Here is a 21,697-nt window from a genome sequence, read left to right on the forward strand (position 1 = left end):
TGGTTTTTATGTCGTTTTTACGCAGCCTTTTCCACTTTTACCGCACATTTTTTGAAGTCGGTTTCTTTTGAAATCGGGTCTGTTGCATCAAGTGTTAATACATTAGCAAGCTGGCCTGCATCAAAGAACGTGGTATAAACTAAACCGCGAGGCGGTTTGTTACGTCCGCGTGTATCTAAATAAGAAATCATCTCGCCACGGCGTGATGAGATTTTGATCTTATCTCCATGACGTAAACCTCGGGCTTCCGCGTCTAACGGGTTCATCCACACTAAGTTATTTGGGAATGAACGGTGTAATTCTTGTACACGGCGAGTCATTGTACCGGTGTGCCAGTGTTCGAGAATACGTCCGGTAGATAACCACAAGTCATATTCCGCATCCGGAGATTCTGCCGGCGGCTCATAAGGTACGGCAAGGATAATCGCTTTTTTATCCGGATAGCCGTAAAACGCTACGCCTTCACCTTCTTTGACATAAGGATCGTAACCCTCACGATAACGCCATAAGGTTTCTTTTCCATCTACTACCGGCCAACGTAATCCACGGGCTTTATGGTACATATCAAACGGTGCTAAATCATGACCGTGACCTCGACCAAATTCGGCGTATTCTTCAAATAATCCTTTGTGTACGTAGTAACCAAAATGCTCCGATTCGTCGTTTAATTGCCCTTCGGCAAGTTCACTTAATGGGAATTTATCCACTTGTCCGTTTTTGAATAGCACGTCATATAATGTTTTTCCGCGATATTCCGGCATTTGTGCCAGCAATTCTTCCGTCCACATTTCATCTGTTGTGAAGTATTTGGCAAATTCCATTAATTGCCACAAGTCGGATTTTGCTTCTCCCGGCGCTTTCACTTGTTGACGCCAGAATTGGGTACGGCGCTCTGCATTACCGTATGCCCCCTCTTTTTCCACCCACATTGCTGTTGGAAGGATCAAGTCGGCGGATAAAGCGGAAACCGTTGGATAAGGATCGGATACAACGACGAAGTTGCCTTCTTTACGCCAACCGGGCAAACGATCCGTATTGATATTTGGCCCTGCTTGCATATTGTTGTTACACATTTGCCATAATACGTTCATTTTACCATCGTGCATTGCACGATCTTGGGCGATGGTGTCCAAACCGACTTTTTCGGAAATTGTCCCTTTTGGTAGTTTCCAAATACGTTCTGCCGTTTCACGGTGTTTTGGATTGGTTACCACTAAATCTGCAGGTAAACGGTGTGGGAAAGAACCCACTTCACGAGCCGTACCGCAAGCGGAAGGTTGACCGGTTAAAGAGAATGGACCACAGCCCGGGATTGAAATTTTACCGGTCAGCAAATGAATGTTGTAGATCAGATGGTTTGCCCAAACACCGCGGGTATGTTGGTTAAAGCCCATTGTCCAAAAAGACACGACTTTTTTATTTGGATCGGCATAAAGTTTTGCCAGATTCTCAAGTTGGGCTTTATCTACACCGGACATTTCTGCCACTTTTTCAAGGGTGTATTCCGATACCAATTGTTTTAATTCTTCAAATGAAGAATCGTGCATTTTACCTGCGGTTTTACGGTTGGTGTCTTTCTCTAACGGATTTTCAGGACGTAAACCGTAACCGATATTGGTTTCACCACGTTTAAATTTAGTATGTTTATTAACAAAATCCCAATTAATCGCATTATTTTGAATGAGATAGTTAATGATGTAGTTCATAATGGCTAAATCGGTTTGCGGTGTGAATACCAAACCGTGATCGGCAAGCTCAAAACTACGATGTTCAAAAGTGGAGAGTACGGCAACTTTCACATCAGGATTCGAAATGCGGCGATCCGTAATACGAGACCATAAGATCGGGTGCATTTCTGCCATATTGGAACCCCAAAGTACAAATGCATCGGCACGTTCAATATCATCATAGCAACCCATTGGTTCATCCATACCGAAGGTACGCATAAATGCAACAGCCGCAGATGCCATACAGTGACGGGCATTCGGATCGACGTTATTAGAGCGGAAGCCGGCTTTCCAAAGTTTGTTTTTGGCATAGCCTTCCCAAATGGTCGATTGACCGGAGCTGAACATTCCCACTGCATTTTGACCATTTTTCTTAAAGGCTTCTTTGAATTTTTCAGCCATGGTTTTAAAGGCAATATCCCAAGAAACAGGGGTAAAATCCCCATTCTTGTCGTATTTTCCGTTGGTCATCCGCAACATTGGTTGCGTAACACGATCTTTACCGTACATAATTTTCGGTAAGAAGTAACCTTTAATACAGTTTAAACCGCGGTTTACTTCTGCATCCGGATCACCTTGTGAAGCAACAACACGTCCGTCTTTCGTACCCACCAATACGGCACAGCCGGTACCACAAAAACGGCATACTGCTTTATCCCATTTAATTTCGGATTCTGCCGCAACCACATTTTTGACAGGGATGGTTAATCCCGCAGCCGTTGCCGCTGCCATAGCTGCATTGGCTTTCATAAAGTCTCGACGACTTAAGCTCATCGCGTTTCTCCCACATTACACGTTGATTTTAAAAATTAAGTTTATATTTTTCAGGGTGAATTTCACGCCACTAAAGATTAATCAATATACAAAAATGGATTATTTTTTTCTCTCGTCTTGTTCGTGATATATCAGTGAAACATTAATGACACCGTCAATGTGATTCACGCTTTCCATGTTATCAAGCAGAATATGCTGGTCATGGGATTGCATCACGACAACCAGTTTGCCCGTTTTTTCATCAAAAGTGGGTATTTCGGTGTGTTCAATTTCCAAAAGTGCGGTCTGAATTGCCACCATTTTTTGGGGATTTCCTTGCACGATCAGTCCGACTACATGCCAATCCTGTATATTTTTATCGATTAAATTTTCTTTATTATTCATTGCGTTTTAGATGATTGAGTTTTATGGCATTAACAGGGCAGTTTTGCAAACAAGCACCACAGCCATTACAAGTATCTGTGTTTACAAGAGGTTGTGCTACTCTACCCACTTGGAAATGAAAAGAAATGGCGCTCACAGGACAGTTGTCTTGACATGAGCGGCACTCAATGCCCAGTTGCGTTAAACAATTTGTACTGATTTCGGCTTTATGTGCCCAAGGTTGCTCATTTGGGGGACGGAAAATCGGTTGTTGACAAATTTCAACGCATTTTCTACAAAAAGTACATTCACCGTTCTCAAACTGAACTTCCGGAAAACCGCCGTCACCTTTCACTAAAATTTTAGTTTCGCAAACCGACAGACAGCCGTCACAGCGCGTACATTGTTCAATAAATTCATTATTGGAGACGGCCCATGGCGGGCGAATTCCTTCAAACCCTTGTTTTTGTTCGTTTTCAGTGTGTAATGATGTTAAAAATTTACCTCGTAAAAATTGCCTGCGGGGTAAGTTTTCAACGCTCATTCGGTTTACCTTTGTGGATAGTTATATACCTGACTTTGGATAGTGAATTATCTAATTGTGATCGCAAGATATAAACTACCAAAAAGAGGTAGATTGATAAAGACTTGAACTTTTGTTGTGTTAGATCAATAAAAGGATTTTACTCATTGATTTTATTAGAAATATTTTATAACAGTAAGCCATATTTTTTATATTCCCTAGCAACAAGTAATCAGTTTTAGGAACGCATCAAAATATATTTAAATCAATTTAAATAATAATAATTCTTATTGACGGTGATGGGATAAACTTTTAGAATCATACCGAATAATCAACCTATCCCTATGGAGAAAGTCCAATGAAAAAATCCCTTACCACTGTTGCGTTATCTCTTTCTGCACTATTTTCAACTTCTGCCTTTGCGACAGAGGAAGTTAATGTTTATTCCTATCGCCAACCTTACCTTATTGAACCGATGCTCAAGGAATTTGAGAAAGAAACCGGTATTAAAGTGAATGTAATTTTTGCCGATAAGGGTTTAGTTGAACGTGTGAAACAAGAAGGCGAATTAAGTCCGGCGGATGTGCTATTAACCGTGGATATTTCACGAGTGATGCAAATCGTAAATGAAGGCTTGGCACAACCGTTTACTTCTAAAGTTTTAGATGAAAATATTCCGGCACAATATCGTGATACTGAAGGGAAGTGGTATGGTTTAACGACACGTGCCCGTGTTATTTATTCTTCAAAAGAGCGTGTAGGAAAATTACCTGCAGATTTCAATTATTTTGATTTAGCCAAACCTGAACTCAAAGGTAAAGTATGCGTACGTTCAGGTAAAAATTCATATAATGTTTCACTTTTTGCTTCAATGATCGAACATTACGGTGAGGCAAAAACGAAAGCTTTCCTAGAGGGGTTAAAAGCAAATCTTGCTCAAAAACCTCAAGGTGGTGACCGTGATCAAGTTAAAGCAATTAAAGAAGGAATTTGCGATTACTCCCTTGGTAACAGTTATTACTACGGTAAAATGTTAGATGATGAGAAGCAAAAAGCATGGGCTGAAGCGGCGGTGATTAATTTCCCGGCTGGCGAGTACGGTACACATGTTAATATTAGTGGCGTAGCCTTGGCGAAACACGCACCGAATAAAGCAAACGCAGTAAAATTAGTCGAATATCTAAGCGGTGAAAAAGCCCAAAAACTTTATGCCACGCTCAATCATGAATATCCGGTGAAAGCAGGTGTAGAGCCTTCCGAGCTAGTGAAAGGTTGGGGAACATTTACGCCGGATACGATAAAATTAGAAACTATCGCTAAAAATTATGAAAAAGCATTAAAATTAGTCGATGAAGTGAAATTTGATGAATTTTAATTACTAGTATTTCTTACTAAACAAAATAACGGGCTTTAAGCAAGCGATAGATTTTTATCTAACATTTGTTGAAGCTCGTTTTGTGTCTAGAATGTATAATCCTGTTTCAAGTCAAATAATTTTTAGGCTACTCGGCACGTCTGATTTTTTACATTAATATAATTAAATGAAACACCATCTTTCTTGGAAATTGTCTGCAATTTTGACCGCACTTTTGGTTTTGCTACCGTTGTTAGCGATTGTTTATCATGCGTCAAGTGGTGAAATGGATAACCTTATTCATTTTTGGAATACCATGCTTGGGCACTATGTCATCAACTCCGTTTTATTGGTGGTCGGTACTGTCGCCTTGGCATTATTTTTTGCGTTGCCTTCAGCTTGGTTGGTTGCCAATTTTCAATTTTGGGGACAACGCACATTACAATGGTTACTTTGTCTCCCTCTTGCCATGCCTGCTTATTTGATTGCCTATCTTTACACTGATTTACTTGATTATTCCGGGGGATTTCAGTCTTTACTGCGTGATATTTTTGGTTGGCAAACTCCTAGAGATTATTGGTTTCCACAAATTCGTACACTTTATGGCGCGTGTTTTGTGCTCGCTTTAGTCTTGTATCCCTATATTTTTTTGCTTGTACGTGTCGCATTTTTAGAACAATCCGAAAATCTACAACACAGTGCCAAAATGCTTGGCGCCACACCGAGTCAAATTTTCCGCCGCATTACTTTTCCGCTTATTCGCCCAGCCATTGCGGTAGGGATGGCGTTAGTGGCAATGGAAACGCTAGGTGACTTTGGTACGGTTGCCTATTTCGCCGTGCCGACGCTTACAACTGCAATTTATGATTCTTGGCTCAGCTTCCACGATTTAGGCACGGCAAGCCGTATTTCAATTTTTATGCTGATGATGATTTTCTTATTCATCAGCCTTGAACAGTACAGTCGCCGTAAACAAAAAAGCTATCAACGTGGTTATGAAAAGAAAGCACATTTGAAAACCTTAACAGGTTGGCGCAATGCTTTGGCATTAACTTGGTGTTGGGGGTTATTGGCTATCGCATTTTTTATTCCCTTTGGTCGGTTAATTTTTTGGTCAATAGAGTATTTTGAGCAGTCATGGAATTTGGACTTTGTGAAGTTTGCGGCAAATAGCTTGAAAGTATCCTCTATTGCTGCGATCACTACTGTTTGTGTCGCGCTGCTATTGCATTTTGCCCACAGGCTTTCTAAGGAAAATCGGTGCTTTAGCAAAATGACCCGATTATCACTCGGTTTATCCGGTTTTGGTTATGCGATTCCAGGCACAGTATTGGCTATCGGCTTGCTTTCTCCTCTTACCTTTGCCGATCATCAATTACACGGTTTACTTAAATCATTAGAGTTAAAACCGGTCGGATTGATTTTCTCCGGCTCATTGTTTGCTTTGGTTCTGGCTTATACTATTCGTTTTTTAGCAATGGCAATTGGCACTTTGGGCGCTTGTCTTGAACGAATTTCCCCGACATTGGACATGGCAAGTCGAAGCATGGGGAAAACGGGTGTTGCTATGTTTAAAAATATTCATATTCCTTTGATTTCAAAAGGAATGATTACGGCAATATTGATGGTTTTTATTGAAAGTATGAAAGAACTCAATGCATCATTATTACTCCGACCATTTAATTTTGATACTTTGGCTACCTACGTTTTTACTTTTACCTCGGATGAACAGTTGGAGCGCGCAGCCTTGCCTGCTATCGTCTTAGTGCTGGTAGGGTTGATTCCCGTGATTTGGCTGACTCGTTCATTAATTTCGCAATCACAAAAAGAGCGTTAAATGAAATTACTTGAAGTTCAGCAACTTAGCTGTCAGTTTGAACAAAATCAGATTTTAAAAAATCTTGAGCTTGACGTCGCAGAAAATGAAATTGTTTGCTTACTCGGGGCGAGCGGTTGTGGTAAAACCACCTTACTTAAAGCGATAGCCGGATTAGTTCCCACTACACAAGGCATAATAAAATTAGCGGGCAGGGTGATTAATCAAATCCCCGTAGAACAACGTCAAATCGGTTTAATTTTTCAGGATTACGCCCTTTTTCCACATCTAACCGTTGCGGACAATATTCAGTTTGGCTTAACTAAATTAGCAAAAAGTGAGCGGCAAACCATTATGCAACAAATGCTTAACGTGGTGAAACTAGAGGGATTTGAACAACGTTTTCCCCACGAATTATCAGGCGGACAGCAACAAAGGGTTGCCGTCGCTAGAGCCTTGGCTTGTCAGCCGACCTTGCTTTTGCTGGACGAGCCTTTTTCTAACATTGATAGCCAAACAAGATATTCAATGATCCAAGAGATCAAACAGATTCTAAAAAGCCAAAAAGTCCCTGCGATTTTTGTTACGCACAGCAAAGAAGAGGCTTTTGCTTTTGCCGATAAAATTGCGGTAATGGATCAAGGAAGAATTATGCAAATTGGCACTCCAAACCGACTTTATCACCAGCCAATCAACAATTTTGTTGCTGATTTTCTCGGTACTACAAACTATTTATCTTGTGAAATTTATGCCGATCGGCGTTTCAAAAGCCCAATCGGTAGTTATTGTCTGCCTTCTGAAACGGAATACGCTGAAGGGCATTATCAATGGCTTCTTCGTCCTGAGCAGATCCTCATTAAACCTGACAATACAGGGCAAGGGCAGATTATTAATAAACTTTTTTTAGGGCAATACTATCGTTATCAAATTGCAATAAACGGTATTCATCTTACCGCTTACCACATTGCAGATTTACCTCTGCAATCCGCGGTGAGTATTGATCTTCATTGCCAAGAATTTGTCTTTTTTCCCGCTAAGTAAAGTATTAGGCTGAAATCAATATATCGATGACAAACTTGATTTTATCGTAAATGCCAACGTAATCATGTTAGATGAACAAATCATAAAAAAACAGCATGAAAATAATGTTTTCCCATGCTGTTTTTTTATTGTGAAAAATTTACGCTTTTGATGCAGGGTATTCCCACCAAATATCAAATAATTCACTGATTTCAATCTGTTGTAATCCGTTGGTTTCTAGCCATTTTTTCACGGTTTCACGGTGGCTTTCATCACATTTACCGATTTTCTCTAAGCAAACCAAGCCTTCCCAGTGTAAATAGCCACTGCCCTCATAAGCTAAGCCGTTTGGTTGAATGACTTCTTCAATAAAACGATCAATCATTTCATCAACGGTTTCGATTGAAGTACCTTCAGCAAACTGAAAGTTTACTAGAAATCCTAACTCTTGGAATTCCGCAAGATGGAGTTTCTTACGTTGGCGTTGGTTGTAGGATTTAGACATATTGTTCTCCTGTTTTTGTTAGTGGTAAGGATAAATCGGTTTATTTATATTAGATTTTGTTTGTGAAAAACACTAAACTTAAACAAAAATACATATTTTCAATGAGTTAAACATTATTTTTAACGAAAAATAAATCCCACACACCATGTCCTAACCGATGCCCGCGGGCTTCAAATTTTGTTAGCGGACGAAAATCCGGGAGGGGAATATAATCGCCGGTTGCTGAGGTATTCACTAAATTCGTATTGGATTGTAGCACGTCCAACATTTGTTCGGCATAGTTTTCCCAGTCCGTTGCCATATGGATAAAACCGTTTTTGTCGAGTTTTTTTACCACTTGTTCGACAAAGTGCGGTTGAACGATACGGCGTTTATGGTGTTTTGCTTTGTGCCAAGGATCGGGGAAGAATAGTTGTAATCCGGCGAGTGTATGATCCGCAATACTATCGCGTAAAATTTCGGTGGCATCATGGCAAATTACGCGAAGATTTTTTACCCCTTTTTCCACCGCATAAGCAACGCAAGCCCCGACACCGGGGGTATGCACTTCAATGCCAAGATAATTTTTATCGGGATTAGCAACCGCCATATCGACAAGGGATTTTCCCATGCCAAAACCGATTTCTAAGATCACTGGATTCGTATTGCCATAAATTTTTACGAAATTGAAAGGGGTAGTTTGGTAGTCTAATCCTAATTCCCCCCAATGGGCGTTCATCATTGATTTTTGAAAGTCGCTCAAACGCCCGGTTCGTAATACAAAACTACGTACTTTGCGTTTGTAGCGACCGTCTTCGGTAAATTCTGCGGTTTCTACGGTTTTACGTTTTTGATCGGCAAAAGTCTGTGTCATTACTTCTGAATTGAAAAATAAGTTGGTAAAAAATTGGCGGTGATTATACATGAAATCGAACGCTTTTCCCGTATAATAAGCCAAATTTTTTCCCAAGAGTTGTTATGAAAATTGTTCGAGTTGCACTTGCCGTGCCGCTTCCCCGTTTATTTGATTATCTTGCACCGGACGACACAACATTAGTTGTGGGGGTACGTGTGCTGGTTCCTTTTGGAAGACAAAAACGGGTTGCGATAGTTGTGATGTTTCCTACCGAATCCGATGTGGCGGAGGATAAACTAAAGAAAATCATTGCGCCTTTGGATAGGGAGTCTTTATTTTCTTCGGTGACATTGGATTGGCTGTACTGGGCGGCAAATTACTATCAAGTGCCGGTGGGTGAAGTATTATTTCAAGCCTTGCCGGTGAAGTTACGCAACGGTGAAAATGTGGCGAAAAATGACCGCACTTTTTGGTGTATCACGGAGGAGGGAAAAAATGCGCTGTTGAACGGTGAATTAAAGCGTTCCAAAAAGCAGACTGAAGCTCTGCAATGCTTGTTGGAAAATGATTTGGAAAAAGGAAATAATGATTTTACTCCGACCGTTTGGTCAGCCTTAAAAAGTAAAAACTTTGTCCAAGCGATCCTTGTTCAACAAGAACAAAAAAGTTGGCAAACCGTTTTGCATGATAAGCCGTTAGTGAATGTTAATAATCGTCTTACTTTAAATAAACAGCAAGCCTTAGCTTTTAGCCAATTAATGTTTCAACGTGAGTTTAACGTCTGGTTGTTGGAGGGAGTGACAGGTTCCGGTAAGACGGAAATTTATCTGCAATATATCGAGGAAATATTGAAATCCGGTAAACAAGTGCTTGTGCTCGTACCGGAAATCGGTTTGACGCCTCAAACCGTGCAGCGTTTTAACGCGCGTTTTAATGTGGAAATTGATGTTTTGCATTCTCATTTGAACGATACCCAACGGTTGAATGTGTGGGCGCGTGCGAGAACGGGGCAAAGTGCCGTAGTAATCGGCACAAGATCGGCATTATTTACACAATTTGCTAATCTGGGAGCGATTATTTTAGACGAAGAACATGATGCTTCTTTTAAACAACAAGACGGTTGGCGTTATCATACCCGTGATTTAGCCATTGTGCTGGCACAAAAATTAGCGATTCCCGTACTGATGGGGTCGGCGACACCCAGTTTAGAAAGTATTAATAATGTACAAAATGGTAAATATAAACATTTGACGTTGCCAAAAAGAGCGGGAAATGCGACCGCACTTCGCCAGTTTGTGATCGATTTAAAAAATCAACGCGTCCAAAATGGCTTGTCCAAACCACTTCTAGAACGAATGAAACATCACCTTGAAAGAGGCAATCAGGTCTTGTTATTTCTAAATCGTCGCGGATTTGCACCAGTTTTACTCTGCCATGAATGCGGTTGGATTGCACAATGTCCGCATTGTGAAAAGCCTTATACCTATCATCAATATCAGCGAGCCTTGCGTTGCCACCATTGCGGCTCGCAAAAGACCATTCCCCGTCAATGTGATCATTGTGGTTCTACCCATCTTGTTACAACCGGACTTGGTACGGAGCAATTAGAGGAAACGTTAAAAGCGCAATTTCCTGATTATTCTGTGGCAAGAATTGATCGCGACAGCACAGCCCGTAAAGGCAAATTGGAACGCTATTTGGCAGATATTCAACAGGGAAAAAGCCAAATTTTGGTTGGCACGCAAATGTTGGCAAAAGGGCATCATTTTCCGAATGTAACATTGGTAGCACTGGTAAATGTGGATAGTGCATTATTTTCCTTAGATTTTCGAGCGGAGGAACGATTAGCACAACTTTATATACAAGTAGCGGGGCGTTCCGGACGTGCGGAAAAACAAGGTGAAGTGGTACTGCAAACCCATTATCCTGATCATCCGTTATTGACAACGTTATTAGCAAAAGGCTATCAGGCTTTTGCCGAAGAAACCTTGCGTTTACGCCACTCAATGGGGTTACCGCCTTTTAGTTTCCAAGCATTGTTTAAAGCTCAGGCGCGTTATTCGGAGCAAGCGGAACAGTGTTTAATGCAAATTGCGGATTTTTTTCGCTCACAGAATGTCGAAGGATTACATATTTTAGGCCCTATGCCGGCGCCATTCGGTAAAAAATCGGGACAATTCCGTTGGCAGCTGCTTTTGCAACACGCCTCCCGTATGGTGTTGCAAAAAGTTTTACATGATTATCAGCAAACAAATTTAGAAAGAAATAATCAAATACGGTTGACTTTAGATGTTGATCCGCAGGATTTAAGCTAGAAAATCAGGGTATTTTTCAGTACACTTGACAAGTTTTACAGAATTTTTAGAAATCATTAAAGTTTAAGGTTTTATTGTGGCTCATCGAGATTTTGCCGCCCGTCGCGGTTCAAATAAGAAAAAGAAAACAAATAAAAACATATTGATTGGCATTGCCCTTACGGTATTGCTTGCGTTTGGCGTTGGTCTTTATTTCCTAAAAAGCAAAACCCCACCCGCCCCCGTCGCGGTTCAGCCTGAAAAGCCCCAACCGAAAAGCGTATTACCCAATCGTCCTGAGGAGGTGTGGAGTTATATTAAGGCATTGGAAACCCGTACCGTGCCGATTGATGATAAACCTGCCAGTGTGGAAAAAAATATGCGCTTAACGGAAGAGCAGCGTCAAGTGTTGATTCAAATGGAAAAGGAACAAAAAGCAGCGGAAGAAGCCCGCAAACTGGCGGAAAAACGTAAAGCGGAAGAAACTGAAAAAGCACAACAAGCAGTAGAGACGGTGAAGGCTGAAATTCCGAAACAAGAAACAAAAAAGCAGACGGATGTAAAAAAATCAGAACCGTTGAAAAAGCCCGAACCGGTAAAAGTTGAGACAACGAAAAAAGTAGAAACAAAGCCGTCAGAAACTGCCGGAGCTGGGGAAAAACGTTTTGGCTTACAGTGTGGTGCTTTTAAAAATCGTGCCCAAGCAGAAAATTTACAGGGGCGTTTAGTGATCTCAGGGGTGAATGCTCAGGTAATGGTTCACGGTGAGTGGAATCGTGTTCGTGTCGGGCCGTTTGCAAATCGTGAGACAGCGACACAGGAACTGAATAAAGCAAAATCTGTGGCAAGTTGTGTGATTATCGGGATGTAATGCCATATTGAAGGGAAAAAAGTGCGGTAAAAAATACCGCACTTTTTTCATTTTTTAGCTTGCCAAAAAATCAAAAATCTCTAGAATGAACGCTCGTTCATTCAATAGGATTTGAATGTCTTTTCTTTAATTATTTTCGAAACTAATATTTTATGCGACACGCTAAAACTAATCTTGTTGAGCAAATTTTTATGGCAACGGATCGCCTGATGGCAAAAGAGGGCTTGAATCAACTGTCGATGCATAAATTGGCAAAGGAAGCCAATGTGGCGACAGGAACAATTTATCTTTACTTTAAAAATAAGGATGAATTACTAATACAATTTGCTCGACGCGTGTTTGCTATGTTTATAGCGGCACTTGAGAAGGATTTTGATGAGTCTGAATCCTTTTTTCAACAATACAGACGAATGTGGTGGAATATGTGGCAATTTTTGCAGGATAATCCGACCATTTTGTCCAATTTAAATCAATATCAGTCTTTACCGGAATTTACTAAAATTTGTCGGGAAATTGATAATAGCCGTTGGGATCATTTTTGTTTTCAAGCAAGGACTGCAAATGAATTAGCGGATTTACCGGATGATGTTCTTTTTCAATTAAGTTTAAAAACTGCGATGACAATGGCATCGGATATTAAGTTTTTAAGCGTAGAACTCACCCGTGAAATTCTAGAATCTGTGGTTGAACGCTCTTGGCGGGCAATTCAGAAGTAATCATTATTTTTTTATCTTTTATCGGAGCTTTTATAAAATGAGTCAAACTCAAAGCAGTCGGCCAAAACGCTCGCATATTTTCTATATGAAAATTATTCTTGTCGTGTTTGTCTTAATTTTTGTCGGTGTTATCGGTTTTAACGTTTTTCGTGGCATTATGATTGGTAAAGCATTGGCCAATATGCAGGAAAGATCCAGTCCGGTTACCGCACTTGAGGTGAAAGCCAGTGAATGGACACCGGTTATCAATACCACAGGTCTTGTACGGCCAAATCAAGGTGCGATGCTAAGCGCACAGAGTGCGGGAACCGTTGTTAATGTATTTGTTCAAAACGGACAAAATGTCAAAAAAGGCGATCTTTTGGTTGAACTGGATAGTTCGGTTGAACGTGCAAGCCTGAAAGCCTCCCAAGCACAGCTTCCGGCATTGCGTCAAACTTATCAACGCTATGCAAATTTATTAGCAAGCAACGCGGTTTCCCGCCAAGAGGTGGATAATGCGAAATCCGCTTATGATGCACAAGTGGCGAATATTGAATCATTAAAAGCAACGATTGAACGTCGTCAGATTGTTGCGCCTTTTGACGGAAAAGCCGGTATTGTAAAAGTGAATGTCGGTCAATACGTGAATGTTGGATCTGAAATTGTGCGAGTGGAAGACACCAGTTCAATGAAAATTGATTTTGCGATTTCTCAAAATGAATTAGACAAACTACATATTGGTCAACGAGTTACCGCCACTACGGATGCGCGTCAAGGTGAAACCTTTTCAGCCCGTATTACCGCAATTGAACCGGCGATTAATTCATCAACCGGTTTAGTGGATATTCAGGCGACTTTCGATCCTGAAGACGGACGTAAATTACTGTCAGGTATGTTCTCTCGTTTACGTGTTGCGTTACCAACGGAAACAAATCAAATTGTCGTACCTCAAGTAGCGGTGAGCTATAACATGTATGGTGAAATTTCTTATCTGTTAGAACCCTTGTCTGAAGAAGATAGAACTAAATTTGCCGATAATCCGAAATTAGACTCCCTTTATCGTGCAAAACAAATCACGGTGTTTACTAAAGATCGCCAAGGTATTTACTCTCAGCTACAAGGCGATGAAGTTAAAGTTGGTGACAAAATTATTACCGGTGGTCAACAAGGTATCGGCAATGGCAGCCTTGTTGAATGGATCAAAAAAGATATCGTTGGCGGAATTGAACCGGCAGTGAAGACCAATCTGTAATAACTTAGGAAATACGAATGAAATTTACTGATATATTTATTCGTCGTCCCGTTTTAGCGGTTTCGATTAGCCTGCTTATCATTATTTTAGGCTTGCAGGCTATTTCAAAATTAGCGGTGCGTGAATATCCTAAAATGACAACTACGGTGATTACCGTAGCAACAGCTTATCCGGGGGCTGACGCGAATTTAATTCAAGCCTTCGTTACCTCCAAGTTGGAAGAGTCGATTGCTCAAGCGGATAATATTGACTATATGTCTTCATCCAGCGCGCCGAGTTCTTCTATTATTACCGTAAAAATGAAGCTGAATACGGATCCTGCCGGTGCGTTGGCTGATGTATTGGCGAAAGTAAATGCGGTACGTTCCGAATTACCAAGCGGGATTGAAGACCCGACGGTGTCGTCTTCATCGGGTGGTTCCGGGATTATGTATATTAGTTTCCGCTCTAAAAAGTTGGATTCCAGCCAAGTAACGGACTATATCAACCGCGTAGTGAAACCACAATTCTTTACGATTGAAGGTGTGGCGGAAGTCCAAATTTTTGGTGCGGCGGAATATGCAATGCGCATTTGGCTTGATCCGCAAAAAATGGCGGGACAAAATCTTTCGGCTTCGCAAGTCATGTCCGCACTTTCTGCTAATAACATTCAAACTGCCGCAGGGAGTGATAACGGTTATTATGTGATCTACCGTAATAAGGTTGAGACAACCACCAAATCCGTTGAACAATTAGGTAATTTAATCGTTGCCTCGAATGGGGATGACTTAGTCCGTTTGCGTGATATTGCAACCGTTGAATTGAATAAAGAAAGTGATAATTCACGGGCAACAGCGAATGGTGCGGATTCTGTTGTATTAGGTATTAATCCAACCTCTTCGGCTAACCCATTAACGGTGGCTGAAAAAATCCGTCCACTCTATGAGAGCATTAAAAATCAGCTTCCGGACAGTATGGAAACGGATATTCTTTATGACCGCACCATTGCGATTAATAGTTCTATTAACGAGGTGATTAAAACTATCGTTGAAGCAACGGTAATCGTACTCGTGGTGATTTTGATGTTTATCGGTTCATTACGTGCGATTTTAATTCCGGTATTAACTATTCCGATTTCTTTGATCGGGGTGTTAATGATGTTACAAAGTTTGGATTTCTCCATTAACCTGATGACTTTGTTAGCTCTGATTCTTGCGATAGGTCTCGTGGTGGACGATGCAATTGTCGTATTGGAAAACGTTGACCGTCATATTAAAGAGGGGGAAACACCGTTCCGTGCCGCGATTATCGGTACCCGTGAAATTGCCCTGCCGGTTATTTCAATGACGGTTTCTTTAATTGCGGTTTACTCGCCAATGGCTCTTATGGGCGGTATTACGGGAACACTTTTCAAAGAGTTTGCGTTAACCCTTGCCGGTTCGGTGTTTATTTCCGGTATTGTGGCATTAACCCTTTCCCCAATGATGACCAGCAAACTATTGAAATCCAATGCAGAACCGACATGGATGGAACGTAAAGTAGAGCATACACTTTCTAGAATGAATAACGTGTATAACTATATGCTGGATATTGTGATGCAAAATCGTAAATCCATGGTGGTGTTTGCCGTGGCGATTTTTTCTACATTACCGTTCCTCTTTAATTCGCTTTCAAGCGAATTAACACCAAATGAAGATAAAGGGGCGTTTATTGCGATTGGTTCCGCACCTTCTAATGTGAATGTGGATTATATTCAAAATGCAATGCAACCTTATATGAAAACGGTGATGGATACGGAGGAAGTTTCTTTTGGTATGAGTATTGCGGGCGCACCGAGTTCTAACCAATCTTTAAATATTGTGACACTAAAAGATTGGAAAGCGCGTTCACGCAAGCAATCGGAAGTTATGAATGAACTGAATACCAAAGCAAAAGGATTACCGGAAGTCTCAATTTCTGCATTTAACTTCCCTGAAATTGATACAGGGGAACAAGGGCCGCCGGTTTCTATTGTGTTAAAAACGGCTCAAGATTATAACGCCTTGGCGAATACCGCAGAAAAATTCTTACAAGCTATGCGGGCATCAGGTAAGTTTGTTTATACTAACCTCGATTTAAAATATGATACCGCCCAAATGACGATTTCCGTTGATAAAGAAAAAGCGGGCACTTACGGTATCACCATGCAGCAAATCAGTAATACGCTGGGAAGCTTTCTTTCCGGCGCAACGATTACCCGTGTAGATATTGATGGACGTGCTTATAAAGTCATTTCACAAGTAAAACGTGATGATCGCTTGTCACCGGAAAGTTTCAAAAATTACTACCTAAATGCAAGTAATGGTGAAGCTGTACCGTTGAGCAGCTTGGTTAGTATGAAACTTGAAACACAGCCTACCTCATTGCCTCGTTTTAGTCAGTTAAATGCAGCAACGATTCAAGCCGTACCAATGCCGGGAACATCAACAGGGGATGCGGTAGCGTGGCTACAAGAACATGCCGATACTACTTTACCACAGGGCTATACTTACGATTTCCGTTCGGAATCCCGTCAGTTAATCCAAGAAGGGAATGCGTTGGCACTCACTTTTGTGTTAGCGGTTGTGATCATTTTCTTAGTATTGGCGATTCAGTTTGAATCAATACGTGATCCGTTGGTGATTATGATTTCGGTGCCGTTAGCAGTGAGTGGATCGTTAGTAGTACTCAATTTACCTTCCGCTTTGCAAGGATTTCTAGGATTCATTGGGCATATTACGGGGATTGCCGCAATTGCTCAATTCGGACAAAGTATAACAATGACAGGATATACCTTAAATATTTACTCACAAGTGGGATTAATTACCTTAGTGGGTTTGATTACGAAACATGGTATTTTGATGTGTGAAGTAGCAAAAGAAGAGCAGCTGTTACACGGTAAAAACCGTATTGATGCGATTACCGCTGCGGCTAAAGTGCGTTTGCGTCCAATTTTGATGACAACTGCCGCAATGGTAGCGGGTTTGATTCCATTGCTTTATGCAACAGGCGCCGGTGCGGTATCACGCTTTAGTATCGGTATCGTTATCGTAGCCGGCTTGTCTATCGGGACAATCTTTACATTGTTTGTACTTCCGGTGGTGTATAGCTATGTGGCAACCGAACACAAACCATTACCGGTATTTGAAGAAAATGAAAGCAAAACGGCTCATTAATAAAATACCTTAAAATTCAACCGCACTTTTGGAAACGAAAGTGCGGTTTTGTTTTTTCATTAACATAAGCACATAAAAAACCGCACATAAAAAACCGCACCTGAAAGTGCGGTCAATGTAGCAAGCATTTTTATTTTTTTGACGCGTTATAAAGTTTCATTGCCTCTGGGAGTAAACGGCGTAAGTTTTCTTGGCGATCTTCATCTGTCGGGTGAGTGGAAGCCAAGGCATCTAATGCACCTTTTGAACCGCCGGAGGCTTTTTTCATCTTATCCCATAAACCGGGGGCAGATTGTGGATTAAATCCGGATTTTGCCATGAGCAATAAGCCTACTTCATCGGCTTCGGTTTCTGCACTACGTGAATAAGGTTTATCTAATGCAAAATCTTTCGTTAAGCTAATCGCGATTCCGCTTAAATCAGAGCCTACCACAGTAGAAAGCGCAACATGACCTAATTGTGCGGCAATACCTGTTGCCATCCCAAAATTCGCTTTTGCTTTACCATGTTCTTTTAGCGCATGTGCCATTTCATGCCCCATCACGGTCGCAATTTCATCATCACTCAGTTTTAGCGTATCTACTAATCCCGTATAAAACGCCATTTTCCCACCCGGCATTGCCCAAGCATTTAATTTTTTGGATTTGATGACGGTGATTTGCCAATTAAAGGGCTGACCGGTTTGGTTTTCTTTATTGGCGTAAGGTACCATTTTACCGAAAATTCGGTGAATACGCTTTGCCGTTTGAGAGGTGGTATCTACCGCCCCTTGGGTACGGATTCTGCCCATTTCTTGCGCATAGCTTGATGCCGCTTGTTGATTGATAGAAGCTGAATCTGCACAAGCATTCAATACAAAAGCAGCCATGGAGGCAAAGACAAAAGATTTTATGTGTGTTTTCATTTGGGATTCCTATTGTGGGTACAGCGGTTAGAGACAATGGGATTATAAGGAAAATAGTTTTAAATTGTCTATAAAAAACAATTGAGTTTTGATGATGCACTATTATAATAGTGCAAAATTCACTTTAGAGAATCACTTATGAAACAACAAAAATCCCCTTCGCTATTGGGCGGTGCAATGATTATTGCGGGTACTGCAATTGGTGCAGGTATGCTAGCAAATCCTACATCAACAGCTGGTGTTTGGTTTATCGGTTCTATTCTTGTGCTGGTTTATACATGGTTTTGTATGATGACATCCGGTTTAATGATTTTAGAAGCCAACTTGCATTATCCCACCGGTTCAAGTTTCGACACCATCGTAAAAGATTTACTTGGTAATGGTTGGAATGTAATTAACGGTGTATCCGTCGCATTTGTACTTTATATTTTAACTTATGCTTACATCACCTCAGGTGGCGGCATTACGCAAAATTTATTAAATCAGCTGTTAAGTTCCTCCGAAAGTGCGGTTGAAATCGGGCGTACTTTCGGATCGTTAATTTTTTGCATCGTCTTAGCGGCTTTTGTATGGCTTTCAACCAAAGCGGTAGATCGTTTTACAACGGTATTAATTGGCGGAATGGTGATTGCCTTTTTTCTTTCAACGGCAGGTCTATTAGGCTCTGTAAAAGCTGAGGTATTATTTAATACGCTTGCACAAGGTGAACAACAATATTTACCTTATTTATTAACTGCACTTCCCGTATGTTTAGTTTCATTTGGTTTCCATGGAAATGTTCCAAGTTTAGTGAAATATTATCATCGTGACGGCAATCGTGTGATGAAAGCGATCTTTATCGGCACCGGTTTGGCTCTGATTATTTATATTTTGTGGCAGTTTGCGATTCAAGGTAATTTACCACGTGCGGAATTTGCGCCGGTAATTGAAAAAGGCGGGGATGTTTCAGCACTACTTGAGGCGCTGCACAAATATATTGAAACGGATTATATTGCGGTTATTTTGAATTTCTTTGCTTATATGGCGATTGCCAGCTCTTTCTTGGGGGTAACCTTAGGTTTGTTTGACTATATTGCGGATTTATGCAAATTTGACGATAGTGTAATGGGCAGAACAAAAACGACTTTAGTTACTTTCTTGCCTCCGTTATTATTAAGCCTTCAGTTCCCTTACGGTTTTGTGATTGCCATTGGATATGCCGGCTTGGCTGCAACAATTTGGGCTGCTATTGTGCCGGCATTGCTTGCGAAAGCCAGCCGTAAAAAATTCCCGAATACCACCTATAAAGTCTATGGCGGCAACCTAATGATTGGTTTCATTATCCTATTTGGTGCGCTGAATATTGTAGCGCAAGTCGGTGCAAATTTAGGGTGGTTTGCAAGTTTTAACGGATAAGTTAATTATGGAAATAAAGGGTGTATAGCATACGCCCTTTTGATTTTTTAGCACAGAATGAATCTCGATAGGAATAGGAATGAGCGATAAAATCAGCGTTTATGATAGAGAAAACTTCTTTGAACTTTATCAAAAACTTCGAGCTAACTCGATTAGCCTAAATGAAATCGTAGAAAAACCGACAATGCTTTCCCTCTTACCGGAGCTACAAGGGAAAAAATTACTGGATCTGGGTTGCGGCACAGGGGAACATTTGCAGCTTTATTTACAACGGGGGGCAAGTGTTGTAGTGGGAATGGATTTATCCGCCAATATGCTGAAACAAGCCCGAATTAATCTGGAAAAGTGCGGTCAATTTCAGGGACATTTTTCGTTACACCAATTATCAATGGAAAATCTTGGTGATTTGCCGGAAGCTAATTTTGATGTCATTACCAGTTCTTTTGCCTTTCATTACGTGCAAGATTTTCCGAGATTATTAACGGCGATTACGAAGAAACTGGTTAAAAACGGTATGCTTATCTTTTCCCAAGAACATCCGATAACTACCTGTCATAAAATTGGAGAGCGTTGGGAAAAGGATGAAAATAAACAACAAACTGCCTATCGTTTAAATCATTACCGTGATGAAGGTGAACGGGATAGAAATTGGTTTAAACAACCGTTCAAAACTTACCATCGTACGATGGCTACGATTATCAATCATTTAATTTCGGCTGGTTTTCAAATTGAACAAATGGCAGAACCTATGCTTGCCGAACAACCTCAATGGTATGCAGAATTTAAAGATTTGCAACACCGCCCGGTCTTGTTATTTGTTAAGGCAAAATTAATAGCGAGTGGGGAGTAATATGTTGTGTAAAAACCAGCCTGTCAGTTAATATATAGTATCGGCTGTATTTTGGAAGGTTGTTTTTATGGAAAGTGCGGTTGTTTTTAAATGTGTTTTATAAAATCCGTTGTTTTTATAAACATTTTGATTATTAACCATTCAAACACACCTGTTTTTTCATTTTTTTTAAATTTAGTTATTGACCGACAAGCGAAAAAATAGTTTAATACGCTCCGTTGTCAGGCACTAGCCGATAGTGATAACGCCTCGATAGCTCAGTCGGTAGAGCAGGGGATTGAAAATCCCCGTGTCGGTGGTTCGATTCCGCCTCGAGGCACCATTTAAAATCTACTCCTCCTTAGTTCAGTCGGTAGAACGGTGGACTGTTAATCCATATGTCGCTGGTTCAAGTCCAGCAGGAGGAGCCAATCTTACAAGATTGAATTCATAATCTGTTTATTAAAGATCTATATAAAACCCCATTTAGTCCCCTAGCCGATACTTAATTAACTTATATTTGTTAAGAGAGTATCAAAATGAAAAATCAAACTGCATCTCAAAAACTATTCATTATTACCATTGCTTCAACAAAGAGTGGGTCTGCGAAAAGTACCAATGCAGCAAATATCGGTGCGTTTTGTGCTGATCACGGCTTGAAAACCCTTCTAATTGATACCGATACCCAACCCACATTAAGCGCTTATTTCGCTTTGGAATACACAGCACCCGGCGGTATTCACGAGTTTTTGACTTACCAAGATATTGAGCCGGCTCATATCATATCGAAAACTACCCTACCTAATTTAGATTTAATCCAATCAAATGATCCGACAAATATTGTCAGCCAAATTCTCCGCAATGCACCGGACGGGTCGATTCGGTTTAGTTTTTTACTAAAAAAGCTCCAAGGTTATGATGTGATTATCGTCGATACCCGCGGGACGTGCGATATTACCGTCGATATGTCGGTACTTGCAGCAGATCTTTTATTCTGCCCTATTCTACCTCATACTTTGTCTGCAAAAGAATTTATTCGCGGTACGATTGGAATGTATCAAGAGCTTAAATCCTTTGAAGCTTTTGGCTTTCAACTTCCGCCGATGAAAGCCGTACCGAATTGTGTTGATCACACAAACGATGTCAAATTTGTGCTTGAGCATCTCTATCAATTATTTGCACAAAACCTCGGCAAAGATAAAACACTCTTAGATTTCCATATTCCGGATAAAGTTGCCTATCAAGAAGCGGCAACCTATTCTCTACCGGTTTATCGGCACAGTAAAGCGGTATTATGTAGCAGTTGCACAAAGACCGCTTAACTAAAGTTTACTACAATCCTTGTGAGTTTTACTAACCACAAG

Annotated in this window: 17 protein-coding genes and 2 tRNA genes; 13 read left to right on the forward strand and 6 right to left on the reverse strand. The window is 40.8% G+C overall.

What is annotated here, in order from left to right:
* Positions 1 to 17 precede the first annotated feature (17 nt).
* The 3 genes from napA to napF form a co-directional block, all read right to left on the reverse strand.
* On the reverse strand, positions 18 to 2,501 hold the full coding sequence (gene napA / locus FEE42_RS09545; RefSeq protein ID WP_059368212.1) for a nitrate reductase catalytic subunit NapA: 2,484 nt from the start codon (positions 2,499 to 2,501) through the stop codon (positions 18 to 20).
* Between the two features lie 99 nt (positions 2,502 to 2,600).
* Entirely contained in the window at positions 2,601 to 2,885 is a 285-nt protein-coding gene (locus FEE42_RS09550; protein WP_059368210.1) for a chaperone NapD, read from the reverse strand.
* Positions 2,878 to 3,408, reverse strand: coding sequence for a ferredoxin-type protein NapF (gene napF / locus FEE42_RS09555; RefSeq protein ID WP_059368205.1), 531 nt, complete (start codon positions 3,406 to 3,408; stop codon positions 2,878 to 2,880). Before napF ends, FEE42_RS09550 begins: the two co-directional genes overlap by 8 nt.
* A 337-nt stretch (positions 3,409 to 3,745) precedes the next feature.
* Between napF and FEE42_RS09560 the strand changes: the two genes are divergently transcribed.
* The 3 genes from FEE42_RS09560 to FEE42_RS09570 all read left to right on the forward strand — a co-directional run bounded on the left by FEE42_RS09560 (position 3,746) and on the right by FEE42_RS09570 (position 7,598).
* Positions 3,746 to 4,762, forward strand: coding sequence for a Fe(3+) ABC transporter substrate-binding protein (locus FEE42_RS09560; protein WP_059368202.1), 1,017 nt, complete (start codon positions 3,746 to 3,748; stop codon positions 4,760 to 4,762).
* Between the two features lie 166 nt (positions 4,763 to 4,928).
* A complete protein-coding gene (locus FEE42_RS09565) occupies positions 4,929 to 6,578 on the forward strand; it encodes an ABC transporter permease (RefSeq protein ID WP_059368200.1) in 1,650 nt (549 codons plus the stop codon).
* The gene (locus FEE42_RS09570; protein ID WP_059368196.1) at positions 6,579 to 7,598 is read left to right on the forward strand and encodes an ABC transporter ATP-binding protein; all 1,020 of its coding nucleotides are present in this window, start codon (positions 6,579 to 6,581) and stop codon (positions 7,596 to 7,598) included.
* 139 nt (positions 7,599 to 7,737) lie between these two features.
* Here FEE42_RS09570 and FEE42_RS09575 read toward each other — a convergent pair whose 3' ends face one another.
* Positions 7,738 to 8,082 carry a YggL family protein gene (locus FEE42_RS09575; RefSeq protein ID WP_059368194.1) on the reverse strand — a complete coding sequence of 115 codons (345 nt, stop codon included), beginning with the start codon at positions 8,080 to 8,082 and terminating at the stop codon, positions 7,738 to 7,740.
* A 106-nt stretch (positions 8,083 to 8,188) separates the two neighbouring features.
* Entirely contained in the window at positions 8,189 to 8,935 is a 747-nt protein-coding gene (trmB, locus tag FEE42_RS09580) for a tRNA (guanosine(46)-N7)-methyltransferase TrmB (RefSeq protein ID WP_135969625.1), read from the reverse strand.
* Positions 8,936 to 9,039: 104 nt separating this feature from the next.
* Here trmB and priA point away from each other — a divergent pair, with 104 nt between their 5' ends.
* From priA to acrB, 5 genes are all read left to right on the forward strand, one after another.
* The gene (gene priA, locus FEE42_RS09585; protein WP_164028357.1) at positions 9,040 to 11,232 is read left to right on the forward strand and encodes a primosomal protein N'; all 2,193 of its coding nucleotides are present in this window, start codon (positions 9,040 to 9,042) and stop codon (positions 11,230 to 11,232) included.
* Between the two features lie 76 nt (positions 11,233 to 11,308).
* Positions 11,309 to 12,082, forward strand: coding sequence for a cell division protein FtsN (gene ftsN / locus FEE42_RS09590; RefSeq protein WP_059368191.1), 774 nt, complete (start codon positions 11,309 to 11,311; stop codon positions 12,080 to 12,082).
* A gap of 152 nt (positions 12,083 to 12,234) precedes the next feature.
* Complete coding sequence (acrR, locus tag FEE42_RS09595) at positions 12,235 to 12,798, forward strand: efflux transporter AcrAB transcriptional repressor AcrR (protein WP_059368189.1); 564 nt, start codon at positions 12,235 to 12,237, stop codon at positions 12,796 to 12,798.
* A 37-nt stretch (positions 12,799 to 12,835) separates the two neighbouring features.
* Positions 12,836 to 14,032 (forward strand): multidrug efflux RND transporter periplasmic adaptor subunit AcrA, encoded by a 1,197-nt coding sequence (acrA, locus tag FEE42_RS09600; protein WP_164028359.1) that lies wholly within the window; start codon positions 12,836 to 12,838, stop codon positions 14,030 to 14,032.
* A 17-nt stretch (positions 14,033 to 14,049) separates the two neighbouring features.
* Positions 14,050 to 17,205 (forward strand): multidrug efflux RND transporter permease subunit AcrB, encoded by a 3,156-nt coding sequence (gene acrB, locus FEE42_RS09605; RefSeq protein WP_164028361.1) that lies wholly within the window; start codon positions 14,050 to 14,052, stop codon positions 17,203 to 17,205.
* Positions 17,206 to 17,335: 130 nt separating this feature from the next.
* Here acrB and FEE42_RS09610 read toward each other — a convergent pair whose 3' ends face one another.
* Positions 17,336 to 18,109 carry a M48 family metallopeptidase gene (locus tag FEE42_RS09610; protein WP_164028363.1) on the reverse strand — a complete coding sequence of 258 codons (774 nt, stop codon included), beginning with the start codon at positions 18,107 to 18,109 and terminating at the stop codon, positions 17,336 to 17,338.
* A 138-nt stretch (positions 18,110 to 18,247) separates the two neighbouring features.
* Here FEE42_RS09610 and mtr point away from each other — a divergent pair, with 138 nt between their 5' ends.
* The 5 genes from mtr (at position 18,248) to FEE42_RS09635 (ending at position 21,655) form a co-directional block, all read left to right on the forward strand.
* A complete protein-coding gene (gene mtr, locus FEE42_RS09615; protein WP_135969616.1) occupies positions 18,248 to 19,504 on the forward strand; it encodes a tryptophan permease in 1,257 nt (418 codons plus the stop codon).
* Positions 19,505 to 19,583: 79 nt separating this feature from the next.
* A complete protein-coding gene (locus FEE42_RS09620; RefSeq protein WP_164028365.1) occupies positions 19,584 to 20,354 on the forward strand; it encodes a class I SAM-dependent methyltransferase in 771 nt (256 codons plus the stop codon).
* Between the two features lie 246 nt (positions 20,355 to 20,600).
* Positions 20,601 to 20,676 (forward strand) — tRNA-Phe (locus FEE42_RS09625).
* A 12-nt stretch (positions 20,677 to 20,688) separates the two neighbouring features.
* Positions 20,689 to 20,764, forward strand: a tRNA-Asn gene (locus tag FEE42_RS09630).
* Positions 20,765 to 20,872: 108 nt separating this feature from the next.
* Entirely contained in the window at positions 20,873 to 21,655 is a 783-nt protein-coding gene (locus FEE42_RS09635) for a ParA family protein (protein WP_164028367.1), read from the forward strand.
* Positions 21,656 to 21,697 lie beyond the last annotated feature (42 nt).

This window comes from Rodentibacter caecimuris, assembly GCF_010587025.1.
Lineage (GTDB): Bacteria > Pseudomonadota > Gammaproteobacteria > Enterobacterales > Pasteurellaceae > Rodentibacter > Rodentibacter caecimuris.

Excerpts from the sequence above, each read along its gene's own strand:
- napA (WP_059368212.1), bottom strand. The coding sequence starts at position 2,501 with ATGAGCTTAAGTCGTCGAGACTTTATGAAAGCCAATGCAGCTATGGCA.
- FEE42_RS09550 (WP_059368210.1), bottom strand. The coding sequence starts at position 2,885 with ATGAATAATAAAGAAAATTTAATCGATAAAAATATACAGGATTGGCAT.
- napF (WP_059368205.1), bottom strand. The coding sequence starts at position 3,408 with ATGAGCGTTGAAAACTTACCCCGCAGGCAATTTTTACGAGGTAAATTT.
- FEE42_RS09560 (WP_059368202.1), top strand. The coding sequence starts at position 3,746 with ATGAAAAAATCCCTTACCACTGTTGCGTTATCTCTTTCTGCACTATTT.
- FEE42_RS09565 (WP_059368200.1), top strand. The coding sequence starts at position 4,929 with ATGAAACACCATCTTTCTTGGAAATTGTCTGCAATTTTGACCGCACTT.
- FEE42_RS09570 (WP_059368196.1), top strand. The coding sequence starts at position 6,579 with ATGAAATTACTTGAAGTTCAGCAACTTAGCTGTCAGTTTGAACAAAAT.
- FEE42_RS09575 (WP_059368194.1), bottom strand. The coding sequence starts at position 8,082 with ATGTCTAAATCCTACAACCAACGCCAACGTAAGAAACTCCATCTTGCG.
- trmB (WP_135969625.1), bottom strand. The coding sequence starts at position 8,935 with ATGACACAGACTTTTGCCGATCAAAAACGTAAAACCGTAGAAACCGCA.
- priA (WP_164028357.1), top strand. The coding sequence starts at position 9,040 with ATGAAAATTGTTCGAGTTGCACTTGCCGTGCCGCTTCCCCGTTTATTT.
- acrR (WP_059368189.1), top strand. The coding sequence starts at position 12,235 with ATGCGACACGCTAAAACTAATCTTGTTGAGCAAATTTTTATGGCAACG.
- acrA (WP_164028359.1), top strand. The coding sequence starts at position 12,836 with ATGAGTCAAACTCAAAGCAGTCGGCCAAAACGCTCGCATATTTTCTAT.
- acrB (WP_164028361.1), top strand. The coding sequence starts at position 14,050 with ATGAAATTTACTGATATATTTATTCGTCGTCCCGTTTTAGCGGTTTCG.
- FEE42_RS09610 (WP_164028363.1), bottom strand. The coding sequence starts at position 18,109 with ATGAAAACACACATAAAATCTTTTGTCTTTGCCTCCATGGCTGCTTTT.
- mtr (WP_135969616.1), top strand. The coding sequence starts at position 18,248 with ATGAAACAACAAAAATCCCCTTCGCTATTGGGCGGTGCAATGATTATT.
- FEE42_RS09620 (WP_164028365.1), top strand. The coding sequence starts at position 19,584 with ATGAGCGATAAAATCAGCGTTTATGATAGAGAAAACTTCTTTGAACTT.
- FEE42_RS09635 (WP_164028367.1), top strand. The coding sequence starts at position 20,873 with ATGAAAAATCAAACTGCATCTCAAAAACTATTCATTATTACCATTGCT.